The following is an 18,649-nucleotide window of genomic DNA, read 5'->3' as shown; positions in this document are numbered from 1 at the left end:
TTCCGCAGGCCGCAAATAGGTTCTGTGGCGCCGGGCTTCCCTGCTTAACATTTTTATTATGAAAGCCGGTCAGTTTTGGGATGGCGGTTAGTCGTCTTTGCCGACTTTGCGCTCGATGGCTTTTAAGCGTTTGCTCATATCATCGATGTTCATCACCAGCGCTGCAGTTTTACGCCAGGTTTTGTTGGGTTGCAGCGGAATGCCTGACGAATAAACGCCCGGCTCTGTGATAGGACGCATGACCATACCCATACCGGTCACCGTTACTTTGTCACAGATTTCCATATGGCCGTTAATGACACTGGCACCGCCAATCATACAATAACGTCCAATTTTCAAACTACCCGCCATGATCACACCGCCTGCAACCGCAGTATTGTCGCCAATAACTACGTTGTGAGCGATCTGGCACTGGTTGTCTATGATAACACCATTGCCGATCAGAGTGTTATCAAGCGCACCGCGATCGATGGTGGTGCAGGCACCTATTTCGACGCGATCGCCGATAATTACCGCGCCTAACTGCGGGATTTTCACCCAGTTACCGCGATCGTTGGCGTAACCGAAACCATCAGAACCAATCACAGTACCTGACTGAATCAGACAATCCTGGCCGATGACGATCTCGTGATAAACAGAGACATTCGCCCAGAGTCGGGTCCCGCTGCCGATACGGGTTTTTTTGCCCACAAAACATCCTGCACCAATCACCACGTTGTCGCCCAGCTCAACATCCGCTTCGATCACTGCATTGGCGCCAATGGCGACGTTGCTGCCGAGTCGGGCTGAGGGGTCGATCACCGCACCAGGGGCAATATTCTGCGCTGGCTGTGGGGTGGTATCGAGTATTTGTGCCATATGCGCATAAGTCAGGTAGGGATTTTTTACTACCAGCGCTGCGGTATTGCACCACTCCAGATCCGCTTCCGTCAGCACCACGGCTGAGGCCTTAATCAGGGCGAGTTGCTCGCGGTAACGGCTGTTTGCAAGAAAAGTGATTTGACCAGTTGTGGCGGATTGCATAGAAGCAATGCCGGAGATGACAATATCGCCATCTCCATGCAATTCTGCATCCAACTGCTGGGCTAAATCAGCCAGTCGAATAGATGACATGAATTATTTAACCTGTTTCAGCACGTCAGCAGTGATGTCTTTTGCGTTTGATGCATAAGCCACCGCATTAGCGTCGATCACGACGTCATAGCCATCGCTGTCAGCGACTTTCTTAACGGCATCCTGAATACGGCTCAGCAGTTTGTTACGCTCTTCCATCTGACGACGGCGATTATCCTGCTCAAAAGACTGCGCTTTTGAAGAGAAAGCTTCGCGCTGAGACATGACATCTTTTTCCATACGGCTGCGTTCGCTAGCCTTCATGGTAGAACCGTCACGCTGCAGACGCTGCATTTTAGTTTGCAGATCACGTTCCTGGCTCTGCAACTCAGTTGCACGGCCTTTGAACTCGTTTTCCAGCTGTTTAGCAACAGTCGCACGTTGCGGTAACTGTTGGAAAATGCTGGACACGTTTACCACTGCAATTTTGTCGGCAGCCTGAACACCAGCGGAAACCGCTAAAGCAAGACCCAGACCTGCGGCACACAACAACTTTTTCACTATAAACTCCTTACCATCAACGTTTGTGTCAGCGACACAGTGTTTGCCCCGGAACAGCAACGGGTGCTGCCCGGCAGCAATACTTCAGCTATGCATCCCTGCTCAGAACATTACCAGGTTTTACCAATGTTAAACTGGAACTGCTCTGACTTGTCTCCATCGACTTTCTTAAACGGCTGGGCGTAAGAGAATACCAGCGGGCCGAGCGGTGACATCCACTGCAGCGCAACACCGCTTGAAACACGGATGTTGTTTGGATCGCTGTAATCAGGAATGCCTGCCGCACGCGTTTCCGCCGTATTTTCCCAATGGGTATCCCACGCGGTACCGGCATCGACAAACACCGAGGTACGAACCGAGTTAGCATACTTCTCGCTCAGGAACGGCGTTGGCGTGATCAGCTCAAGGCTGGCAATCGCCATGGCGTTACCGCCCACCGCATCGTCAGACTTACAGACGCCATTTGGATCAGCGATTCGACAGTTCGACGAGTTATTATTCAGGTAGGCTGCTTTCGGTCCAATGGTGTTGGACTGGAAGCCACGAACCGTGCTTGAACCACCGGCATAGAAGTTCTCATAGAACGGCATCTCTTTGCCGCCGAGTCCATCGCCATAACCCACACGACCACGTCCCAACAGCACCCAGGTACGATCCTGGTTAATCGGCACATATTGCTGACTATCCAGCGTGGCCTTATAGAAGCTGTTATCCGAACCTGGAATCGTTACCTTACCATTCAGGTTGGTGCGGTTACCGGATGTCGGGAAGAAGCCGCGGTCCAGAGTGTTGTAAGTCCAGCCGTAGTTAAAGGTGAAGTCATCTGCTGAGAATTCGCCCTTATCATTGATCTGCTGCGGCTTACCAACCGAGTCAAGATAACGCCACATCGCAACCTGCGGCTGCATGTTTGACAGGTCATTATGGACATAGCCCAGCCCCACACGCAGGGTGTTGTTTTCATTAACCGGGAAGCCGAGCGTGCCATCCAGACCATAGCTTTTGTTGGTATAGTCAGAGAGGTCCGCATTATCCGCTTTGAAGTCGTTGTAGAACAGACGACCACCCAGACTCACACCATCAACGGTGAAGTAAGGGTCAGTAAGCGAGAATTCAGCATAGGTCTGGTAATCGTTTTTGGTCCCGCTGATGCCCACGGTGTTACCGGTGCCCAGCCAGTTATCCTGGGTTACCCCAACCTGGAAGCTCACGCCACTTTCGGTACCGTAGCCGACGCCGAAGTTGAAGGTACCGGTGTTACGCTCTTTAACCTTGTAGACCACATCAACCTGGTCCGGTGCACCTGGCACACGCTGAGTATCCACATCAACGGTTTCAAAGTAACCGGTGCGGTTCAGGCGCTCTTTACCCTGTTCAACCAGATCGCTGCCCAGCCACGCGCCTTCCATCTGACGCATTTCGCGACGTAACACCGAGTCTTTTGAAGTGTCATTACCTTCAAAGCGGACGTTACGCACGTAATAGCGGTTACCCGCATCCACATTGATGTGCAGTTTTACGGTTTTGTCGGCATCGTTAATTTCTGGCTGTGTGGCGACACGCGGATAGGCATAACCATAGCGGCCAAGCAGTTTCTTGATGTCATCTTCCATCTTCGTGACTTTAGCGCCGTTATAGAGCTCGCCTGCCGGGATTTTGGTCAGATGTTCAATTTCTGCGGAATGGCCTGCCATGCTGCCATTGACGATCACGCCAGCGATTTTGTACTGGTCACCTTCGGTGATGTTAACCGTAATGTAGATGCCCTTTTTATCAGGCGTCAGGCTAACCTGCGTCGAATCGATGTTGAAGCGTGCATAGCCGCGATCCAGATAGAAACTGCGCAGGGTTTCGAGGTCACCCGCCAGTTTCTGTTTCTGGTATTTACGATCGCCGACGACGTTCCACCATGGCACTTCATCACGCAGCTGAAAACGGGAAATGAGTTCATCAGAACTGAAGGCTTTATTACCGACGATGTTGATCTGCTGAATTTTGGCAGAAACACCTTCCGTAAAGACCAGCTTCAGATCAACACGGTTACGTGGCAGTGGCGTGACCACAGCTTTCACGTTAGCGGTATATTTACCTACGCTGTAGTAGAAATCCTCAAGTCCCTTCTCGATAGAAGAGATAGTGGTACGGTCCAGCGCTTCGCCGACACGCACACCTGAGGCTTCCAGGTTTTGTTTGAGCTGATCCTCTTTCACCGCTTTGTTACCGGTGAAGGTAATGCTGGCAATGGTAGGACGTTCTTTGACCTGGACAATCAGCGTTGTACCGTCTCGCAGGACCTGAACATCCTCAAAGTTGCCAGTAGCGAACAGCGAGCGAATGGTATTTCTGACATCATCGTCATTCACCGTATCGCCAACCCGTACTGGCATGCTCAGCAGAGCCGCGCCGACGGCGACTCGCTGCAGCCCTTCGAAATGAATATCCTTCACCACGAAATCGTCTGCACCGTAAACGGTGGCGCTGCTAAACAGCAGCGACGCTATGAGCAACTTTTTCATCGCCATCGTTGTTATGCGTTTTCCTAACACATCCCTCGAATGTTCGCGTTACAGCGGTTACAAACGTGAGAAATCATTGAAAAGTGCAAGCCCCATTAACAGCACCAGTAAAATCGAACCGATGCGATAACTAAAGTCCTGAACTCGTTCGGACACCGGTCCACCTTTGATCTTTTCGATCGCAAGGAAGAGCAAGTGCCCACCATCTAAAACCGGCAGAGGGAACAGGTTGATGATGCCCAGGTTGACGCTAATCAAGGCCAGGAACATCAGGTAGTAAATCAACCCGTACTCTGCTGACAATCCCGCACCCTGCGCAATCGAAATTGGCCCGCTCAGGTTGTTCAGCTTCACATCACCGGTTATTAACTTGCCCAGCATGGAAACGGTGAGCTTCATGAGCTGCCAGGTTTTTACACTGGCCTCACCGATAGCCGCAAACGCGCCATACTGCCTTACCGTCTTATACTCTTCTGGCAGCGGAACAATGCGCGGAATCACGCCCGCAAAGCCCGCTTTACTGCCATCTTTCGCTTCTGGCGTCATCGTCAGCGCAATTGATTCACCGCTGCGATCCACTTCAAGCGTCATGCTTTTGCCGGGGTTATCCCGGACCTGAGTGACAAAAGTCTGCCACTGCGATAATGGCTGACCATCGACTTTAACGATCCTGTCGCCTGCTTGCAAACCGGCTTCACTGGCTGGCGAGTTCGCCTGCACTTCTGCCAGCGTGGTCTCAATTTGCGGACCGCGTGGCTGAATCCCTAGCGCAACAATCGGATCCTGCTTATCAGGCTCAAACTGCCAGTTCCGCAAGTCCAGTTGTTTCTGCTGGGTCGCGTCCTCGCCAAACCGGGCCACGGTTAACGTCGTGCTGCTGTCGCCGATTTTACCCACCAATGCCATACGCACGGCATCCCAGTCAGGCGTTTCGATACCGTCAACAGCCTTAAGTTCCATGCCGGGTGTAATTTGAGCTTCTGCGGCGACCGAACCGTTTAAAATTTCACCGATTACCGGGCGCACACCGGGTACGCCGTGAATAAACACAACCCAGTAGGCAAAGATGGCAAAGATGAAGTTCGCGACAGGACCTGCCGCAATGATTGAGGCGCGCTGCCAGATGGCTTTATTGTTAAAAGCCTGATGACGCAACTCAGCGGGCACGCTTTCGACGCGTTCGTCGAGCATTTTAACGTAGCCGCCGAGGGGGATCAGCGCGATGACAAATTCGGTGCCGTGGCGATCACGGCGCTGCCAGAGCGACTTACCAAAACCAATGGAAAAGCGCTCAACTTTGACGCCACAGCGACGAGCGACCCAGAAATGGCCAAACTCATGAACGGTAATCAACACGCCCAGCGCAATGATAAAGGCGAAGAAACTCCAGAGAATACTCAACATCTTTGCCTGTCCTTAAAGGGTGCGGAACACCAGCAGCAATAAACAGGCAAACACCGGCACCGCCGCAGTCAGACTATCAATGCGATCAAGCATGCCGCCATGACCGGGGATCAGATTACCACTGTCTTTGATGCCCGCTTCACGCTTGAACATACTCTCAGTGAGGTCACCCAGCACGGAGGCCAGCGTTGCAATAACCGCGCAAATCACCAGCGTACCCGTTGAGACCGTCAGCGGAGCCAGCGAGGCAAACAGCAGCGCAATCAGCGCCGATGAAACCAGACCGCCCAGGAAGCCTTCCCAGGTTTTGCCCGGTGAGACCTTCGGTGCCAGTTTGTGCTTACCAAACATCTTGCCAAACATATAGGCACCTGAATCGGCACCCCACACCAGCAGCAGCACAAACAACAGCCACCAGGCACCGGCGAAATGGTCGGTTTCATAGTGATACTGACGTAGCGCCACCATACCCCAGAAAAAGGGTACCAGCGTTAGTATGCCAAACAGTAAACGAAGTGGGCGCGAATGGCGCCAGAAGGCCGCAGAGGCGGGATAGGTAAGCACCAGCAGCAATGCAACGACCCACCATAGCAGCGACGCCCAAAGCGATGTCGCGATCTGTGGCAGATGCACCGTGTGTTGATAAGGTGGCAGCGTAAACTGCATCAGCGCCAGCAGCAGACCACAAAGTACAGCCAGCCAGACACGCTGTTGACGTGATGCCATACCTGCAAACTGACCCCATTCCCAGGCTGCCAGCATGCAGATAACGATGGTTGTAAGGGCGAAGCCAACAGGCGGTAACCAGAACAGTGCAGCTATTACCAGCGGAATTAATATCAACGCGGTAATCAGACGAGACTTCAGCAAAGGTTACCCCCAGATTGCTCAGGCGCCGCCTGGTGCAGCGCCGCCAAAACGACGCTCCCGCAGAGAGAATGCATTCAGTGCACCTTCAAAAACGTGTTCATCGAAATCCGGCCAGAGCACATCGGTAAAATAGAATTCAGCATAGGCAATCTGCCACAGCAGGAAGTTGCTAATCCGATGCTCTCCCCCGGTCCTTATCACTAAATCCACTGGCGCCAGCTCCTGCATACAGAGCTGCGACGTCAGGCTCTCTTCGGTAATCTGGTCAGGTCGCAGTAATCCTTCCTGAACCTGTTCAGCCAGTTTTTTCACGCCTTCGATAATATCCCAACGGCCGCCATAGTTGGCAGCAATGTTGAGTGTCAGGCCACTATTATTTGCGGTCAGCGTCTCAGAACGGCGAATACGTTCCTGAATACGCGGGCTGAAACGGCTGGTATCGCCAATGACGCGTAAGCGAACATTGTGTTTGTGAAGGCTCTTCACTTCACTATCGAGCGCCCAGACAAACAGTTCCATTAACGCGGTGACTTCCTGCGCCGGACGACTCCAGTTTTCACTGCTGAAGGCGTAAAGCGTCAGGGCTTCGAGATTATTACTTACCGCAAAGCTGACGGCACGGCGTACCGATTTAACGCCAGCTCTGTGGCCTGAAATACGCAATTTTCCCTGATTTTTGGCCCAGCGACCGTTGCCATCCATGATGATAGCGACGTGGCGTGGACCGTGTTCCTGCTGGTCATCAGTGTTGTTTTGATTGTTAGACGACATAACGCTTAACCAATTCCTTTCATCAGAAATGCTGTGGTTTCTGAATACATTGCGCCCGATTCAAATCCCGACACACTCTGAGTGCCGGGCCACACCGAATTCGGTGACAGACCGTGAAACGCGAGCCAGCGACTATACCATTTTCACCTGAAGCGAACAAATGGCCTCATATCGATCGGCATCACGACGTGAAGCGCGGCAACATTTCTGTCGCCAGCGCGCGCGCACTACGATCGATTTCAAGGACAGCGTCCACCGAATCCGGCTCCGGACACACTTGTGCCGCCATCACTGCACTATTAAGGGCGGCAATGTCGGTAAAGCGGATCTGGTGATTCAGGAAAGCCGCGACGGCAACCTCATTGGCAGCATTCAGCGTGGTGGTCGCCGCCTGCCCTGCGTCACAGGCATCGATGGCCAGCTTCAGACAGGGGTAGCGACTAAAATCAGGTTCTGCAAAAGAGAGCGCCGACATGCGGGTAAAATCCAGCGGCGTCACGCCTGCATTGATGCGCGAAGGCCAGGCCATACTGTGAGCAATGGGCGTACGCATATCGGGAGAACCTAACTGAGCCAGCACGCTGCCATCGCAGTATCGCACCATGGAGTGAATCACCGACTGTGGGTGAAGGATCACTTCCATCTGCGCTGCGCTGGCATTAAACAACCAACGGGCTTCAATGTATTCAAGACCTTTATTCATCATGGTGGCCGAATCAACAGAGATTTTTCTCCCCATCGACCAGTTCGGATGTGCACAGGCCTGATCCGGCGACATGGCGCTGAGATCTGCTAAATCTGTGTCACGAAAAGGACCACCCGATCCCGTAAGGATAATCGACTCAATCCCATTATCCCGCAGGTCAGCGTAACCTAACTGATGCTGGATGGTAGCCGGTAAACTCTGAAAAATGGCGTTATGCTCACTGTCGACCGGTAGTAACTGTGCGTTATGATGACGCACCGCCTCCATAAACAAACGGCCGCAGGTGACAAGCGATTCCTTGTTGGCCAGCAGCACCGTTTTTCCGGCGCGAATAGCCGCCAGCGTCGGTAGCAAACCTGACGCACCGACAATCGCCGCCATCACCTGATCCACGTCATCCAGCGCAGCCAGCTCACAGGCTGCCTGAACGCCGGAGAGCACTTCAGTATTGACGCTGATTGCTCTCAGTCGCTCACGCAGCGCAGCGGCAGATGCCTCGTCTGCCATGCAGGCGTAACGTGGCGTAAAGGCCGCACACTGTTCGGCCATCAGCGCCACGTTATGACCGGCAACCAGCGCCGTGATCTGATAAAGCGCCGGGTTGGCGCGAACCACCGCCAGCGTACTGGTGCCGATCGAGCCGGTGGATCCCAGCAGAGTTAATCGCTTCATGAGGCTATCCGTGTGAAGTCAGCGTGCCGACAGGCACAATGTAAAACGCCGCCAGATGTCGCATTCATACGAATACCTCTCTGTACGGCGTTTTTTCCGGCAGTGATGGGATTAGAAATCCATCAGCTCCGTCTCTTTTTCTGACAGTGCAGCATCAACTTTCTTGATGTACGCATCAGTCATTTTTTGTACTTCATCCTGCGCACGACGTTCGTCGTCTTCGCTGATCTCTTTATCTTTCAGCAGCGCTTTGATCTTATCGTTGGCATCGCGACGGACGTTACGTACCGACACACGGCCCTGCTCGGCTTCGCCGCGCACGATTTTAATCAGATCTTTACGACGCTCTTCTGTCAGTGCAGGCAACGGAACACGGATGTCCGTACCGGCTGAACTTGGGTTCAGGCCGAGATCGGACTTCATGATCGCTTTTTCGACTGCCTGGCTCAGTGAACGATCAAACACGTTGATTTTCAGCGTGCGTGAATCTTCCACAGTGACAGAAGCCAGCTGACGCAGTGGCGTCGGCGTGCCGTAATATTCGACGACGATGCCGTCAAGCAGCGAAGGTGAAGCACGACCGGTGCGCACTTTGCTGATGGTAGTTTTGAATGCTTCAACGCATTTTTCCATGCGCGTGTCAGCATCTTTTTTGATGTCGTTAATCACGTTGAAACCCTTGGATTCGGTTTGACCTGGCCAGTTCCGGCATAACCGGAAACGGGATCGATAAGCATCGATAATCCTGACTGGTGCGCGATGCATTATCATCGCGCTGACAGAATATACCTTATTTTATCTCGCCTCGGGTATTAATGCGTAATCAGGGTACCTTCTTTTTCACCCATCACTACGCGACGCAGTGCGCCAGGTTTATTCATGTTGAAAACACGGATAGGTAATTTATGGTCACGCGCCAGGGTAAAGGCCGCCAGATCCATCACTTTCAGCTCCTGATCCAGCACTTCCGCATAGGTCAGTTGCTCATACAGCGTCGCGTCCGGGCTTTTCACCGGATCGGCAGAGTAGACGCCGTCAACTTTGGTCGCTTTCAGCACCACGTCCGCTTCAATTTCAATGCCGCGCAGACATGCCGCAGAGTCAGTGGTGAAGAACGGGTTGCCGGTACCGGCGGAGAAGATGACCACGCGGTTGTTACGCAGCAGGCTGATCGCTTCTGCCCAGCTGTAGTTGTCACAGACGCCATTCAGTGGAATCGCTGACATCAGGCGTGCATTCACATAGGCGCGGTGCAGTGCATCACGCATCGCCAGGCCGTTCATCACGGTCGCCAGCATACCCATGTGGTCACCCACGACGCGGTTCATGCCAGCCTGCTGCAGGCTCGCGCCACGGAACAGGTTCCCTCCGCCAATCACCACGCCAACCTGGATGCCCAGTTCAACCAGCTCTTTTACCTCTTGTGCCATACGGTCAAGCACACTCGCGTCAATACCAAAACCTTCAGCGCCTTGCAGGGCTTCGCCGCTGAGTTTAAGCAGGATACGTTGATAAACAGGTTTTGCGTTGGTCGCCATGGTCAGTTCTTCCTGGAAGATTGGGTGTAAAGGAGAAGTAAATTCTGATCGATCATCCGCTTACCGCAAAGAAAATGCTATTGGGATGAAACTGAAAACGTATCGTCTGTTGCGTTTCACAGACAAAAAAGAACCGCCATCTGGCGGTTCTTTCAAAGCATTAAGACTGTTTGGACATTGCTGCAACTTCTGCAGCGAAGTCAGACTCAACTTTCTCGATGCCTTCACCCACTTCGAAGCGGATAAAGTTGATTACGTCAGCGCCCTGCTCTTTCAGAGCCTGGCCAACGGTTTTGCTTGGGTCGATAACGAAAGCCTGACCTGTCAGAGAAACTTCGCCGGTGAATTTCTTCATACGGCCTTCAACCATCTTCTCTGCGATCTCTTTTGGCTTGCCAGACTGCATCGCGATGTCCAGCTGAACCTGGTACTCTTTATCAACCACGTCAGCAGAAACGTCTTCTGGCTTAACGAATTCAGGCTTGCTTGCTGCAACGTGCATTGCGATCTGTTTGATCAGATCTTCATTAGCGCCTTTCGCTGAAACCAGAACGCCGATACGCGCGCCGTGCAGGTAGCTGCCCAACTCTGCGCCTTCCAGGATTGCAACACGACGGATGTTGATGTTCTCACCGATTTTAGCAACCAGTGCAACGCGCTCTTCTTCGAACTGCGCTTTCAGAACTTCAACGTCGGTTACGCGATTCGCTGCAGCCGCTTCCAGAACTTTGTCTGCGAACGCCTGGAAACCACCATCTTTTGCTACGAAGTCAGTCTGGCAGTTAACTTCCAGAATCACGCCGTAGTCGCCAACGATCTTGGTTTTGATTACGCCATCAGCCGCAACGTTACCTGCTTTTTTCGCTGCTTTGATTGCGCCAGACTTACGCATGTTCTCAATCGCCAGCTCAATGTCGCCGTTCGCTTCAGTCAGCGCTTTTTTGCAATCCATCATGCCAGCGCCAGTACGCTCGCGCAGTTCTTTTACCAATGCAGCGGTAATGTCAGCCATTCCAGAATCCTCGGTTCGTGCCTGAGTACGTTTGCACCAGCAGACACTTATTTGCGGAAAATTTACTCTGTCCCGCCGTCCGGTTGGGGGCGTGACAGACTTAGATAAAATAAAGGGGCCAGTATAGGCCCCTTACAGATCACATCTGAATGCTAAGGGCTCTTATGCAGAGCAAACCTTATTAAGCGTTTTCTAAAGACGCTTCTTCAGCTTGCTCAACCAGGTCCTGAGAGCGGCCTTCGCGAACGGTCGTCGCAACGGCAGTCAGGTACAGGTTTACAGCACGGATCGCATCGTCGTTACCTGGGATAACGAAATCAACGCCATCTGGATCTGAGTTGGTATCAACGATAGCAAATACCGGGATACCCAGGTTGTTTGCTTCTTTGATTGCGATGTGTTCATGGTCAGCATCAACAACAAACAGTGCGTCTGGCAGACCGCCCATGTCTTTGATACCGCCCAGGCTGTTTTCCAGCTTGGCCAGTTCACGCGCACGCATCAGCGCTTCTTTTTTGGTCAGTTTGTCGAAAGTACCATCCTGAGACTGAATCTCCAGATCTTTCAGACGTTTGATTGACTGACGCACGGTTTTCCAGTTGGTCAGCATGCCACCTAACCAGCGGTGGTTTACGAAGAACTGGTCGCAGCTCAGTGCAGACTCTTTTACTGCCTGGGCAGCAGCGCGCTTAGTACCTACCATCAGGATCTTACCTTTACGGGAAGAGATCTTGTTCAGTTCAGCCAGAGCTTCGTTGAACATAGGTACAGTTTTTTCCAGGTTGATGATGTGAACCTTGTTACGTGCACCAAAGATGAATGGCTTCATTTTTGGGTTCCAGTAACGGGTCTGGTGACCGAAGTGAACACCAGCCTGGAGCATGTCGCGCATGGAAACAGTTGCCATGATAAAACCTCTAAAGTTTGATTGGGGTTGGGCCTCCATGTATCCCATACGACCGACCTCTTTCAAGGCACCCCGGCGTATGTGTCGATACATGTGTGTTTTATTACACATAATGAGAGTTATGCGTTTCCTGCTGACCGAAACGGCCATACAGAGAATCGTCGGCGCGCTTTATATCACAAACCGCCATGGGACGCCAATAAATGATCGCTGAAGAGCGCCAGCGCGTTCTCTATTTGGCAGCCCATTTGCTGGCTGTTAACATGACAGCACAGACCTTATTATTGTCGAAAATTTCGACAGCTGCGGATTAATTTAATGTCAATTTCAATCAAAACCCCTGAAGAAATCGAAAAAATGCGCGTGGCGGGCCGACTGGCTGCCGACGTGCTGGAGATGATCGAGCCTCATGTTAAACCGGGTGTGACCACGGGTGAACTGGACCGTATCTGCCACGAGCACATCACGCAGAAGCAACAGGCGGTCTCTGCCTGCCTCGGCTATCACGGCTTTCCGAAGTCTGTCTGCATCTCGGTGAACGAAGTGGTGTGTCACGGGATTCCCAGCGATGATCGCCCGTTAAAAGATGGCGATATCGTCAATGTCGATGTCACCGTGATCAAAGATGAGTACCACGGCGATACCTCGAAGATGTTTATCGTGGGTAAACCGACTATTCAGGGTGAACGCCTGTGCCGCGTCACGCAGGAGAGCCTCTATCTTTCCCTGCGGCTGATTAAACCCGGCATTCGCCTGCGCGAACTGGGCCGTGCTATCCAGAAGTATGTTGAAGCAAACGACTTCTCTGTTGTGCGTGAATATTGCGGTCACGGTATCGGCAAGGGGTTCCACGAAGAGCCTCAGGTGTTGCATTACGATGCCGATGATAGCGGCGTTGTTCTGCAGGCGGGCATGACCTTTACGGTAGAACCGATGGTCAATGCCGGGGATTACCGCATCCGCACCATGAAAGATGGCTGGACGGTAAAAACCAAAGATCGCAGCTTGTCCGCGCAGTATGAGCATACTATTGTGGTGACGGAAAACGGCTGTGAGATTTTAACCCTGCGCAAAGACGACACGCTGCCTGCTGTGCTCGTTGCTGAAGGGTAATTCCCCCAATACAGATCAAGCCGGCGCTGAGCCGGCTTTTTTTTGGCTAAAAAAGAGAAGAGCTGCATGAGCGTGAGTCTGTCGGAAGATGTGAAAAACGGTCTGGTCGATTCGCCAGCCGAATGGGGTGACGACCAACTGATCCGCGACATTCTGAAACCGCGGCTGGAGCTGTTTCAGCAGCATCTGGCTGCCGCGTTTGATGCCGGTGAACCCGTTGAGCCGCTCATTGATGCCCGCACGTTGTTTATCGACAGGCTACTGCGTCGCCTGTGGCGCTTCTTTGGCTTTGATGAGATGTCGTCTATCGCGCTGGTCGCCGTGGGCGGCTATGGCCGTGCCGAATTGCATCCGCTCTCTGATATTGATGTCCTGATCCTCAGCCGCCAGCCGCTGGATGAACAGGCTGCACAACGCACCAGCGATCTCTTAACGCTAATGTGGGATCTCAAGCTGGAAGTGGGCCACAGCGTCCGCACGCTGGAAGAGTGTCTGCTGGAGGGACTGTCTGACCTGACCGTTGCCACTAACCTGATTGAATCACGGATGCTGACCGGCGACGTGGCGCTATTTCTGGAGTTACAGAAAAACATCTTCAGTGACGGTTTCTGGCCTTCATCCTGCTTTTTTGCCGCCAAAATTGAAGAGCAGCAGGAGCGCCACAAACGTTACCACGGCACCAGCTATAACCTGGAGCCGGACATCAAAAGCAGCCCCGGTGGCCTGCGCGACATCCATACGCTGCAGTGGGTGGCCCGACGCCATTTTGGTGCCACCACGCTGGATGAGATGGTCGGCTTTGGATTCCTCACTGACGCGGAGCGCAGCGAACTTAACGAATGTCAGGAGTTTCTCTGGCGCATCCGCTTTGCCCTGCATCTTTCCCTGCCCCGCTACGATAACCGCCTGCTGTTCGATCGCCAGCTCAGTGTCGCGCAGCGCCTGAATTACCAGGGCGAAGGCAATGAGCCGGTCGAGCGGATGATGAAAGATTTCTATCGCGTCACCCGACGTATCGGCGAACTGAATCAGATGCTACTGCAGCTGTTTGATGAGGCGATTCTGGCGCTCTCCACCAGCGAAAAGCCCCGCCCTATTGATGACGACTTCCAGTTGCGTGGCGATTTAATCGACCTGCGCGATGAGACGCTGTTCACGCGCGAACCGCAGGCGATTCTGCGCATGTTTTACGTCATGGTGCGTAACGACAGCATCAAAGGGATCTACTCCACTACGCTGCGTCATCTGCGCCATGCACGCCGCCACCTCAAACAACCACTGTGCCAGATCCCGGAGGCGCGGCGTACCTTTATGTCGATTCTGCGCCATCCGGGCGCGGTTAGCCGGGCGCTGGTGCCAATGCATCGCTACAGCGTACTGTGGGCTTATACGCCGCTGTGGGGCCATATCGTCGGACAGATGCAGTTCGATTTGTTTCACGCCTACACCGTGGATGAGCACACTATTCGCGTGCTGCAGAAGCTGGAAAGCTTTGCCAATGAAAGCACCCGTCCACAGCATCCGCTGTGCGTCGAGTTATGGCCACGACTGCCGCAGCAGGAGCTGTTGCTGATGGCCGCGCTGCTACACGACATAGCCAAAGGACGCGGCGGCGATCACTCTATTCTCGGTGCGCAGGATGCGCTCGATTTCGCTGAAATGCATGGCCTGAATTCGCGTGAAACGCAGTTAGTGGCCTGGCTGGTACGTCATCATCTGCTGATGTCGGTGACGGCGCAGCGACGCGATATTCAGGACCCAACGGTGATCCAGCAGTTTGCCGAGGTGATGCAGAATGAAAACCGGCTGCGCTATCTGGTTTGCCTGACCGTGGCAGACATCTGCGCCACCAACGAAAGTCTGTGGAACAGCTGGAAGCAGAGCCTGTTGCGCGAGCTCTTTTTCGCCACCGAGAAGCAGCTGCGACGCGGCATGGAAAACAGTCCGGATCTGCGTGAACGGGTGCGTCATCATCGTTTACAGGCACTGGCGCTGCTGCGGATGGACAACATTGATGAAGAGCGTCTGCATCAGATCTGGAATCGCTGTCGCGCTGACTACTTCCTGCGGCATACGCCGAATCAGATCGCGTGGCATGCGCGCCACCTGCTGGTTCACGATCTGAAAAAACCGCTGGTGCTGGTCAGCCCACAGGCCACGCGCGGCGGGACCGAAATATTTATCTGGAGTCCCGATCGTCCGCATCTGTTTGCTGCCGTGGCCGGTGAACTCGATCGTCGTAATCTCAGCGTTCATGACGCGCAGATCTTCACCAGCCGGGACGGCATGGCCATGGATACCTTTATTGTTCTGGAACCGGATGGCAGTCCACTATCGCCCGATCGCCATCCGATGATCATTCAGGCGCTGGAGCAGGCGATCACTCAGTCAGACTGGGTGCCGCCGCGTACCCGCCGTCCGTCAGCCAAACTGCGGCATTTCAGCGTGGATACCGAAGTCAATTTCCTGCCGACACATACCGACCGTCGCAGTTACCTGGAACTGGTGGCACTGGATCAGCCTGGCCTGCTGGCACGGGTCGGTGAAGTCTTTGCCGATCTGGGTGTGTCGCTGCACGGCGCACGCATCAGCACCATTGGCGAGCGGGTCGAGGATTTGTTTATTCTGGCCAACAGTGAACGTCAGGCGCTGGGCGAAGAAATGCGTAAAGCGTTGCAACAACGGTTGACAGAGGCCCTTAATCCAAACGATAAAGTGTGACCAGACTCGATTTGTAAACATTAATCTCTTTACTTGTGTCGGGCAATTGCCAGGCATCGAACATGACAGATCAGGAAAAAAATATGCAACAGTTACAGAGCGTTATTGAATCCGCCTTCGAACGTCGCGCTGACATTACTCCTGCCAGTGTTGACAGCGAAACCCGTGATGCCATCAACCAGGTGATCTCCCTGCTGGATAGCGGTGCACTGCGCGTTTCTGAGAAGATCGACGGTGAGTGGGTAACGCATCAGTGGCTGAAGAAAGCAGTACTGCTCTCATTCCGCATCAATGACAATCAGGTGATGGAAGGGTCAGAAACCCGCTTTTACGACAAAGTCCCGATGAAATTTGCTGGCTGGGACGAAGCGCGTTTTAAAGAAGCGGGTTTCCGCGTTGTGCCGCCTGCAGCTGTGCGTCAGGGTGCTTATATCGCCCGCAACACGGTGCTGATGCCTTCTTACGTCAATATTGGCGCCTTTGTGGATGAAGGCACCATGGTGGACACCTGGGCGACCGTGGGCTCCTGTGCGCAGATTGGTAAAAATGTCCACCTTTCTGGCGGTGTAGGTATCGGTGGCGTGCTGGAACCGCTGCAGGCAAACCCGACCATTATCGAAGACAACTGCTTCATCGGCGCACGTTCTGAAATCGTTGAAGGCGTGATTGTTGAAGAAGGCTCAGTGATCTCAATGGGCGTTTACATCGGTCAGAGTACCAAAATCTATGACCGCGAGACTGGCGAAGTGCATTACGGCCGTGTTCCTGCCGGTTCCGTCGTGGTCTCGGGTAATCTGCCGTCGAAAGATGGCACCTACAGCCTCTATTGCGCCGTGATCGTGAAGAAAGTGGATGCAAAGACGCTCGGCAAAACCGGTATCAATGAACTGCTGCGTACCATCGACTGATTTAACTAACGGGCTGGTTTCCAGCCCGTCATCTTTTCTTTACAGTGATTCTCAAATAACATGCTTCGCGTCGCGAATTAACTGGTGCGTTTAGTTTTTATCCAGGTCATAATCCGCGCCAGTTAAATCCTGTCGCGCAATGTTCATCCCGCTTATTTATGTCTACAGTTGACGGACGTCATGAACAAGTCTGCGCGCTTCTCACTTTTGATGGAAAAAACGCTATGTATGACAATCTGAAAAGCTTAGGTATCAGTAACCCGGACGACATTGATCGCTACAGCCTGCGTCAGGAAGCCAATAACGACATTCTGAAGATCTACTTCCGCAAAGATAAAGGCGAGTTTTTCGCGAAGAGCGTTAAATTCAAATATCCGCGTCAACGCAAAACCGTTGTTGCCGATCACGCGACCCAGGGCTACAAAGAAGTTCAGGAAATCAGCCCGAATCTGCGTTATGTGATCGATGAACTGGATCAGATTTGCCAGCGTGACCAGGTTGAAGTGGATCTGAAACGCAAAATTCTGGATGACCTGCGTCACCTGGAAAGCGTGGTTTCCCACAAGATCACTGAAATTGAATCGGATCTGGAAAAATTAACCCGTAACAGCCGTTAATTCCCTGTCCGACCAGAGAGGCCAGCTTTGCTGGCCTTTTTTATGCTCCAAATCTGCCCCCTACCCCTGCTCATCCAGTTGCAAAGCCACATAGAGCAGGAGCCTGTCGTCAAAATGCCCCAGATTCAGTCCGGTCAGTTCAGAAATGCGGTTCAGCCGGTACTCCAGCGTATTGCGATGAATAAACAGCGCACGCGCGGTCGCGCTCGGCTGGACGTTGTGGGTAAACCAGGCGATCAGCGTGCGACGCAGCAATCCGTTGTTATCCATACTCTTGAGTTTCGCCAGTGGCCGGGCAAGTTCATTGGCCTGCCAGCCACCGCGAAGGCTATCAAGCAGCACGGGCAGCACCAGATCCTGATAAAAATAGCTGCGCACTTCAGGCATTCGTTGCTTGCCCACCATCATGGTGGTGCGCGCCGTCCGGTAAGAGCGTGCAATACTGCCAGGCCCGGTAAAGAAGTTACCCAGCGCGATACGCATCCGAAGATGCCCGCTCTCTTTCATCCGCTGCAGCAACTGTTCAACGCGGCGGCGATGATCATCCTGATCGTAACGTCCGTGCCCGTTCAGGGCCGGTTTCAGCACCACCATTTCGGTCAGTGACACGATAGCGATCAGATTATCGCGCTCCGGCGTGGTCAGCAGCGTTTGCAGTTGCTGTAACTCTGACATTGCGCTGTCGACGCCGAGCTGACCGCTATCCACCTCTAGCACGGCGACCACACGCGGCTGATTGAGATCGATGCCCAGCCGCTGTGCCCATTCGGTCAGCTGGGGCGACAGGGTATCGCTGCGGATCAGATTCAGCACCAGCTCTTCACGCAGACGGCTGTCCTGCGCCAGCATATGGAGCAGGCGCGCCTGCTCCAGCATCATCTCTGCGGTCATGCAGACCAGCTCGCCATAGTGCCGCAGCGCCAACGGCTCGCCAGTCAGACCTATCACCCCCACGATGTCACCATCAATGCGCAGCGGCAGGTTAATGCCGGGCCGCACGCCATGAAGATGTTTCGCTACCGCCTCATCGATGTCCACTATGCGCCCCTGAGAGAGCACCAGCAGCGCACCTTCGTGCAACTCCCCAATGCGTTCCCGGTCACCGCTGCCAATAATCCGGCCGCGCGCATCCATCACGTTGACATTGCTGTCAATAATTTTCATGGTGCGTGCCACAATATCCTGGGCCAGCCGGGCATCAAGGTGATAGGTAGCCATCCATTACTCCTGAAAAGAGGGGGGAGAAACAGAATACGCATGCACCGCGCGCAGAACATTGT

The 18,649-nt window shown here is 53.4% G+C and carries 16 protein-coding genes; 4 read left to right on the top strand and 12 right to left on the bottom strand.

Going from position 1 to position 18,649, the window contains the following annotated elements:
- Positions 1-87 precede the first annotated feature (87 nt).
- The 11 genes from lpxD to rpsB form a co-directional block, all read right to left on the bottom strand.
- Positions 88-1,113: a UDP-3-O-(3-hydroxymyristoyl)glucosamine N-acyltransferase gene (gene lpxD / locus HZZ01_RS12630; RefSeq protein ID WP_179897784.1), complete on the bottom strand. Its 1,026-nt coding sequence runs from the start codon at positions 1,111-1,113 to the stop codon at positions 88-90.
- Positions 1,114-1,116: 3 nt separating this feature from the next.
- On the bottom strand, positions 1,117-1,614 hold the full coding sequence (gene skp, locus HZZ01_RS12625; RefSeq protein WP_099257551.1) for a molecular chaperone Skp: 498 nt from the start codon (positions 1,612-1,614) through the stop codon (positions 1,117-1,119).
- Between the two features lie 110 nt (positions 1,615-1,724).
- Positions 1,725-4,136, bottom strand: coding sequence for an outer membrane protein assembly factor BamA (gene bamA, locus HZZ01_RS12620; RefSeq protein WP_179897782.1), 2,412 nt, complete (start codon positions 4,134-4,136; stop codon positions 1,725-1,727).
- A gap of 51 nt (positions 4,137-4,187) precedes the next feature.
- Positions 4,188-5,534, bottom strand: a complete 1,347-nt coding sequence (gene rseP / locus HZZ01_RS12615; protein ID WP_179897780.1) for a sigma E protease regulator RseP — start codon at positions 5,532-5,534, stop codon at positions 4,188-4,190.
- Between the two features lie 12 nt (positions 5,535-5,546).
- Positions 5,547-6,404 carry a phosphatidate cytidylyltransferase gene (gene cdsA / locus HZZ01_RS12610; protein WP_179897778.1) on the bottom strand — a complete coding sequence of 286 codons (858 nt, stop codon included), beginning with the start codon at positions 6,402-6,404 and terminating at the stop codon, positions 5,547-5,549.
- 18 nt (positions 6,405-6,422) lie between these two features.
- Positions 6,423-7,175, bottom strand: a complete 753-nt coding sequence (gene ispU / locus HZZ01_RS12605; protein ID WP_179897776.1) for a (2E,6E)-farnesyl-diphosphate-specific ditrans,polycis-undecaprenyl-diphosphate synthase — start codon at positions 7,173-7,175, stop codon at positions 6,423-6,425.
- A gap of 181 nt (positions 7,176-7,356) precedes the next feature.
- Positions 7,357-8,553 (bottom strand): 1-deoxy-D-xylulose-5-phosphate reductoisomerase, encoded by a 1,197-nt coding sequence (ispC, locus tag HZZ01_RS12600; RefSeq protein ID WP_179897774.1) that lies wholly within the window; start codon positions 8,551-8,553, stop codon positions 7,357-7,359.
- Positions 8,554-8,664: 111 nt separating this feature from the next.
- Positions 8,665-9,222, bottom strand: coding sequence for a ribosome recycling factor (gene frr / locus HZZ01_RS12595; protein WP_033731632.1), 558 nt, complete (start codon positions 9,220-9,222; stop codon positions 8,665-8,667).
- Positions 9,223-9,365: 143 nt separating this feature from the next.
- Positions 9,366-10,091 carry a UMP kinase gene (gene pyrH / locus HZZ01_RS12590; RefSeq protein ID WP_010254099.1) on the bottom strand — a complete coding sequence of 242 codons (726 nt, stop codon included), beginning with the start codon at positions 10,089-10,091 and terminating at the stop codon, positions 9,366-9,368.
- A 160-nt stretch (positions 10,092-10,251) separates the two neighbouring features.
- Positions 10,252-11,103, bottom strand: a complete 852-nt coding sequence (gene tsf / locus HZZ01_RS12585; protein WP_008925637.1) for a translation elongation factor Ts — start codon at positions 11,101-11,103, stop codon at positions 10,252-10,254.
- A 181-nt stretch (positions 11,104-11,284) separates the two neighbouring features.
- A complete protein-coding gene (rpsB, locus tag HZZ01_RS12580; protein ID WP_179897857.1) occupies positions 11,285-12,010 on the bottom strand; it encodes a 30S ribosomal protein S2 in 726 nt (241 codons plus the stop codon).
- Between the two features lie 318 nt (positions 12,011-12,328).
- Here rpsB and map point away from each other — a divergent pair, with 318 nt between their 5' ends.
- From map to HZZ01_RS12560, 4 genes are all read left to right on the top strand, one after another.
- The gene (gene map, locus HZZ01_RS12575; protein ID WP_179897773.1) at positions 12,329-13,123 is read left to right on the top strand and encodes a type I methionyl aminopeptidase; all 795 of its coding nucleotides are present in this window, start codon (positions 12,329-12,331) and stop codon (positions 13,121-13,123) included.
- Between the two features lie 66 nt (positions 13,124-13,189).
- On the top strand, positions 13,190-15,844 hold the full coding sequence (glnD, locus tag HZZ01_RS12570; RefSeq protein WP_179897771.1) for a bifunctional uridylyltransferase/uridylyl-removing protein GlnD: 2,655 nt from the start codon (positions 13,190-13,192) through the stop codon (positions 15,842-15,844).
- A gap of 83 nt (positions 15,845-15,927) precedes the next feature.
- A complete protein-coding gene (dapD, locus tag HZZ01_RS12565; RefSeq protein ID WP_179897770.1) occupies positions 15,928-16,752 on the top strand; it encodes a 2,3,4,5-tetrahydropyridine-2,6-dicarboxylate N-succinyltransferase in 825 nt (274 codons plus the stop codon).
- 224 nt (positions 16,753-16,976) lie between these two features.
- Positions 16,977-17,369: a DUF3461 family protein gene (locus HZZ01_RS12560; protein ID WP_008925632.1), complete on the top strand. Its 393-nt coding sequence runs from the start codon at positions 16,977-16,979 to the stop codon at positions 17,367-17,369.
- Between the two features lie 60 nt (positions 17,370-17,429).
- Here HZZ01_RS12560 and HZZ01_RS12555 read toward each other — a convergent pair whose 3' ends face one another.
- Positions 17,430-18,587: a CdaR family transcriptional regulator gene (locus HZZ01_RS12555; protein ID WP_179897768.1), complete on the bottom strand. Its 1,158-nt coding sequence runs from the start codon at positions 18,585-18,587 to the stop codon at positions 17,430-17,432.
- Positions 18,588-18,649 lie beyond the last annotated feature (62 nt).

The organism is Pantoea sp. WMus005 (assembly GCF_013415305.1).
In the GTDB taxonomy this organism is placed as follows: domain Bacteria; phylum Pseudomonadota; class Gammaproteobacteria; order Enterobacterales; family Enterobacteriaceae; genus Pantoea; species Pantoea rara.
This window is presented reverse-complemented; position numbering and strand designations above follow the sequence as displayed.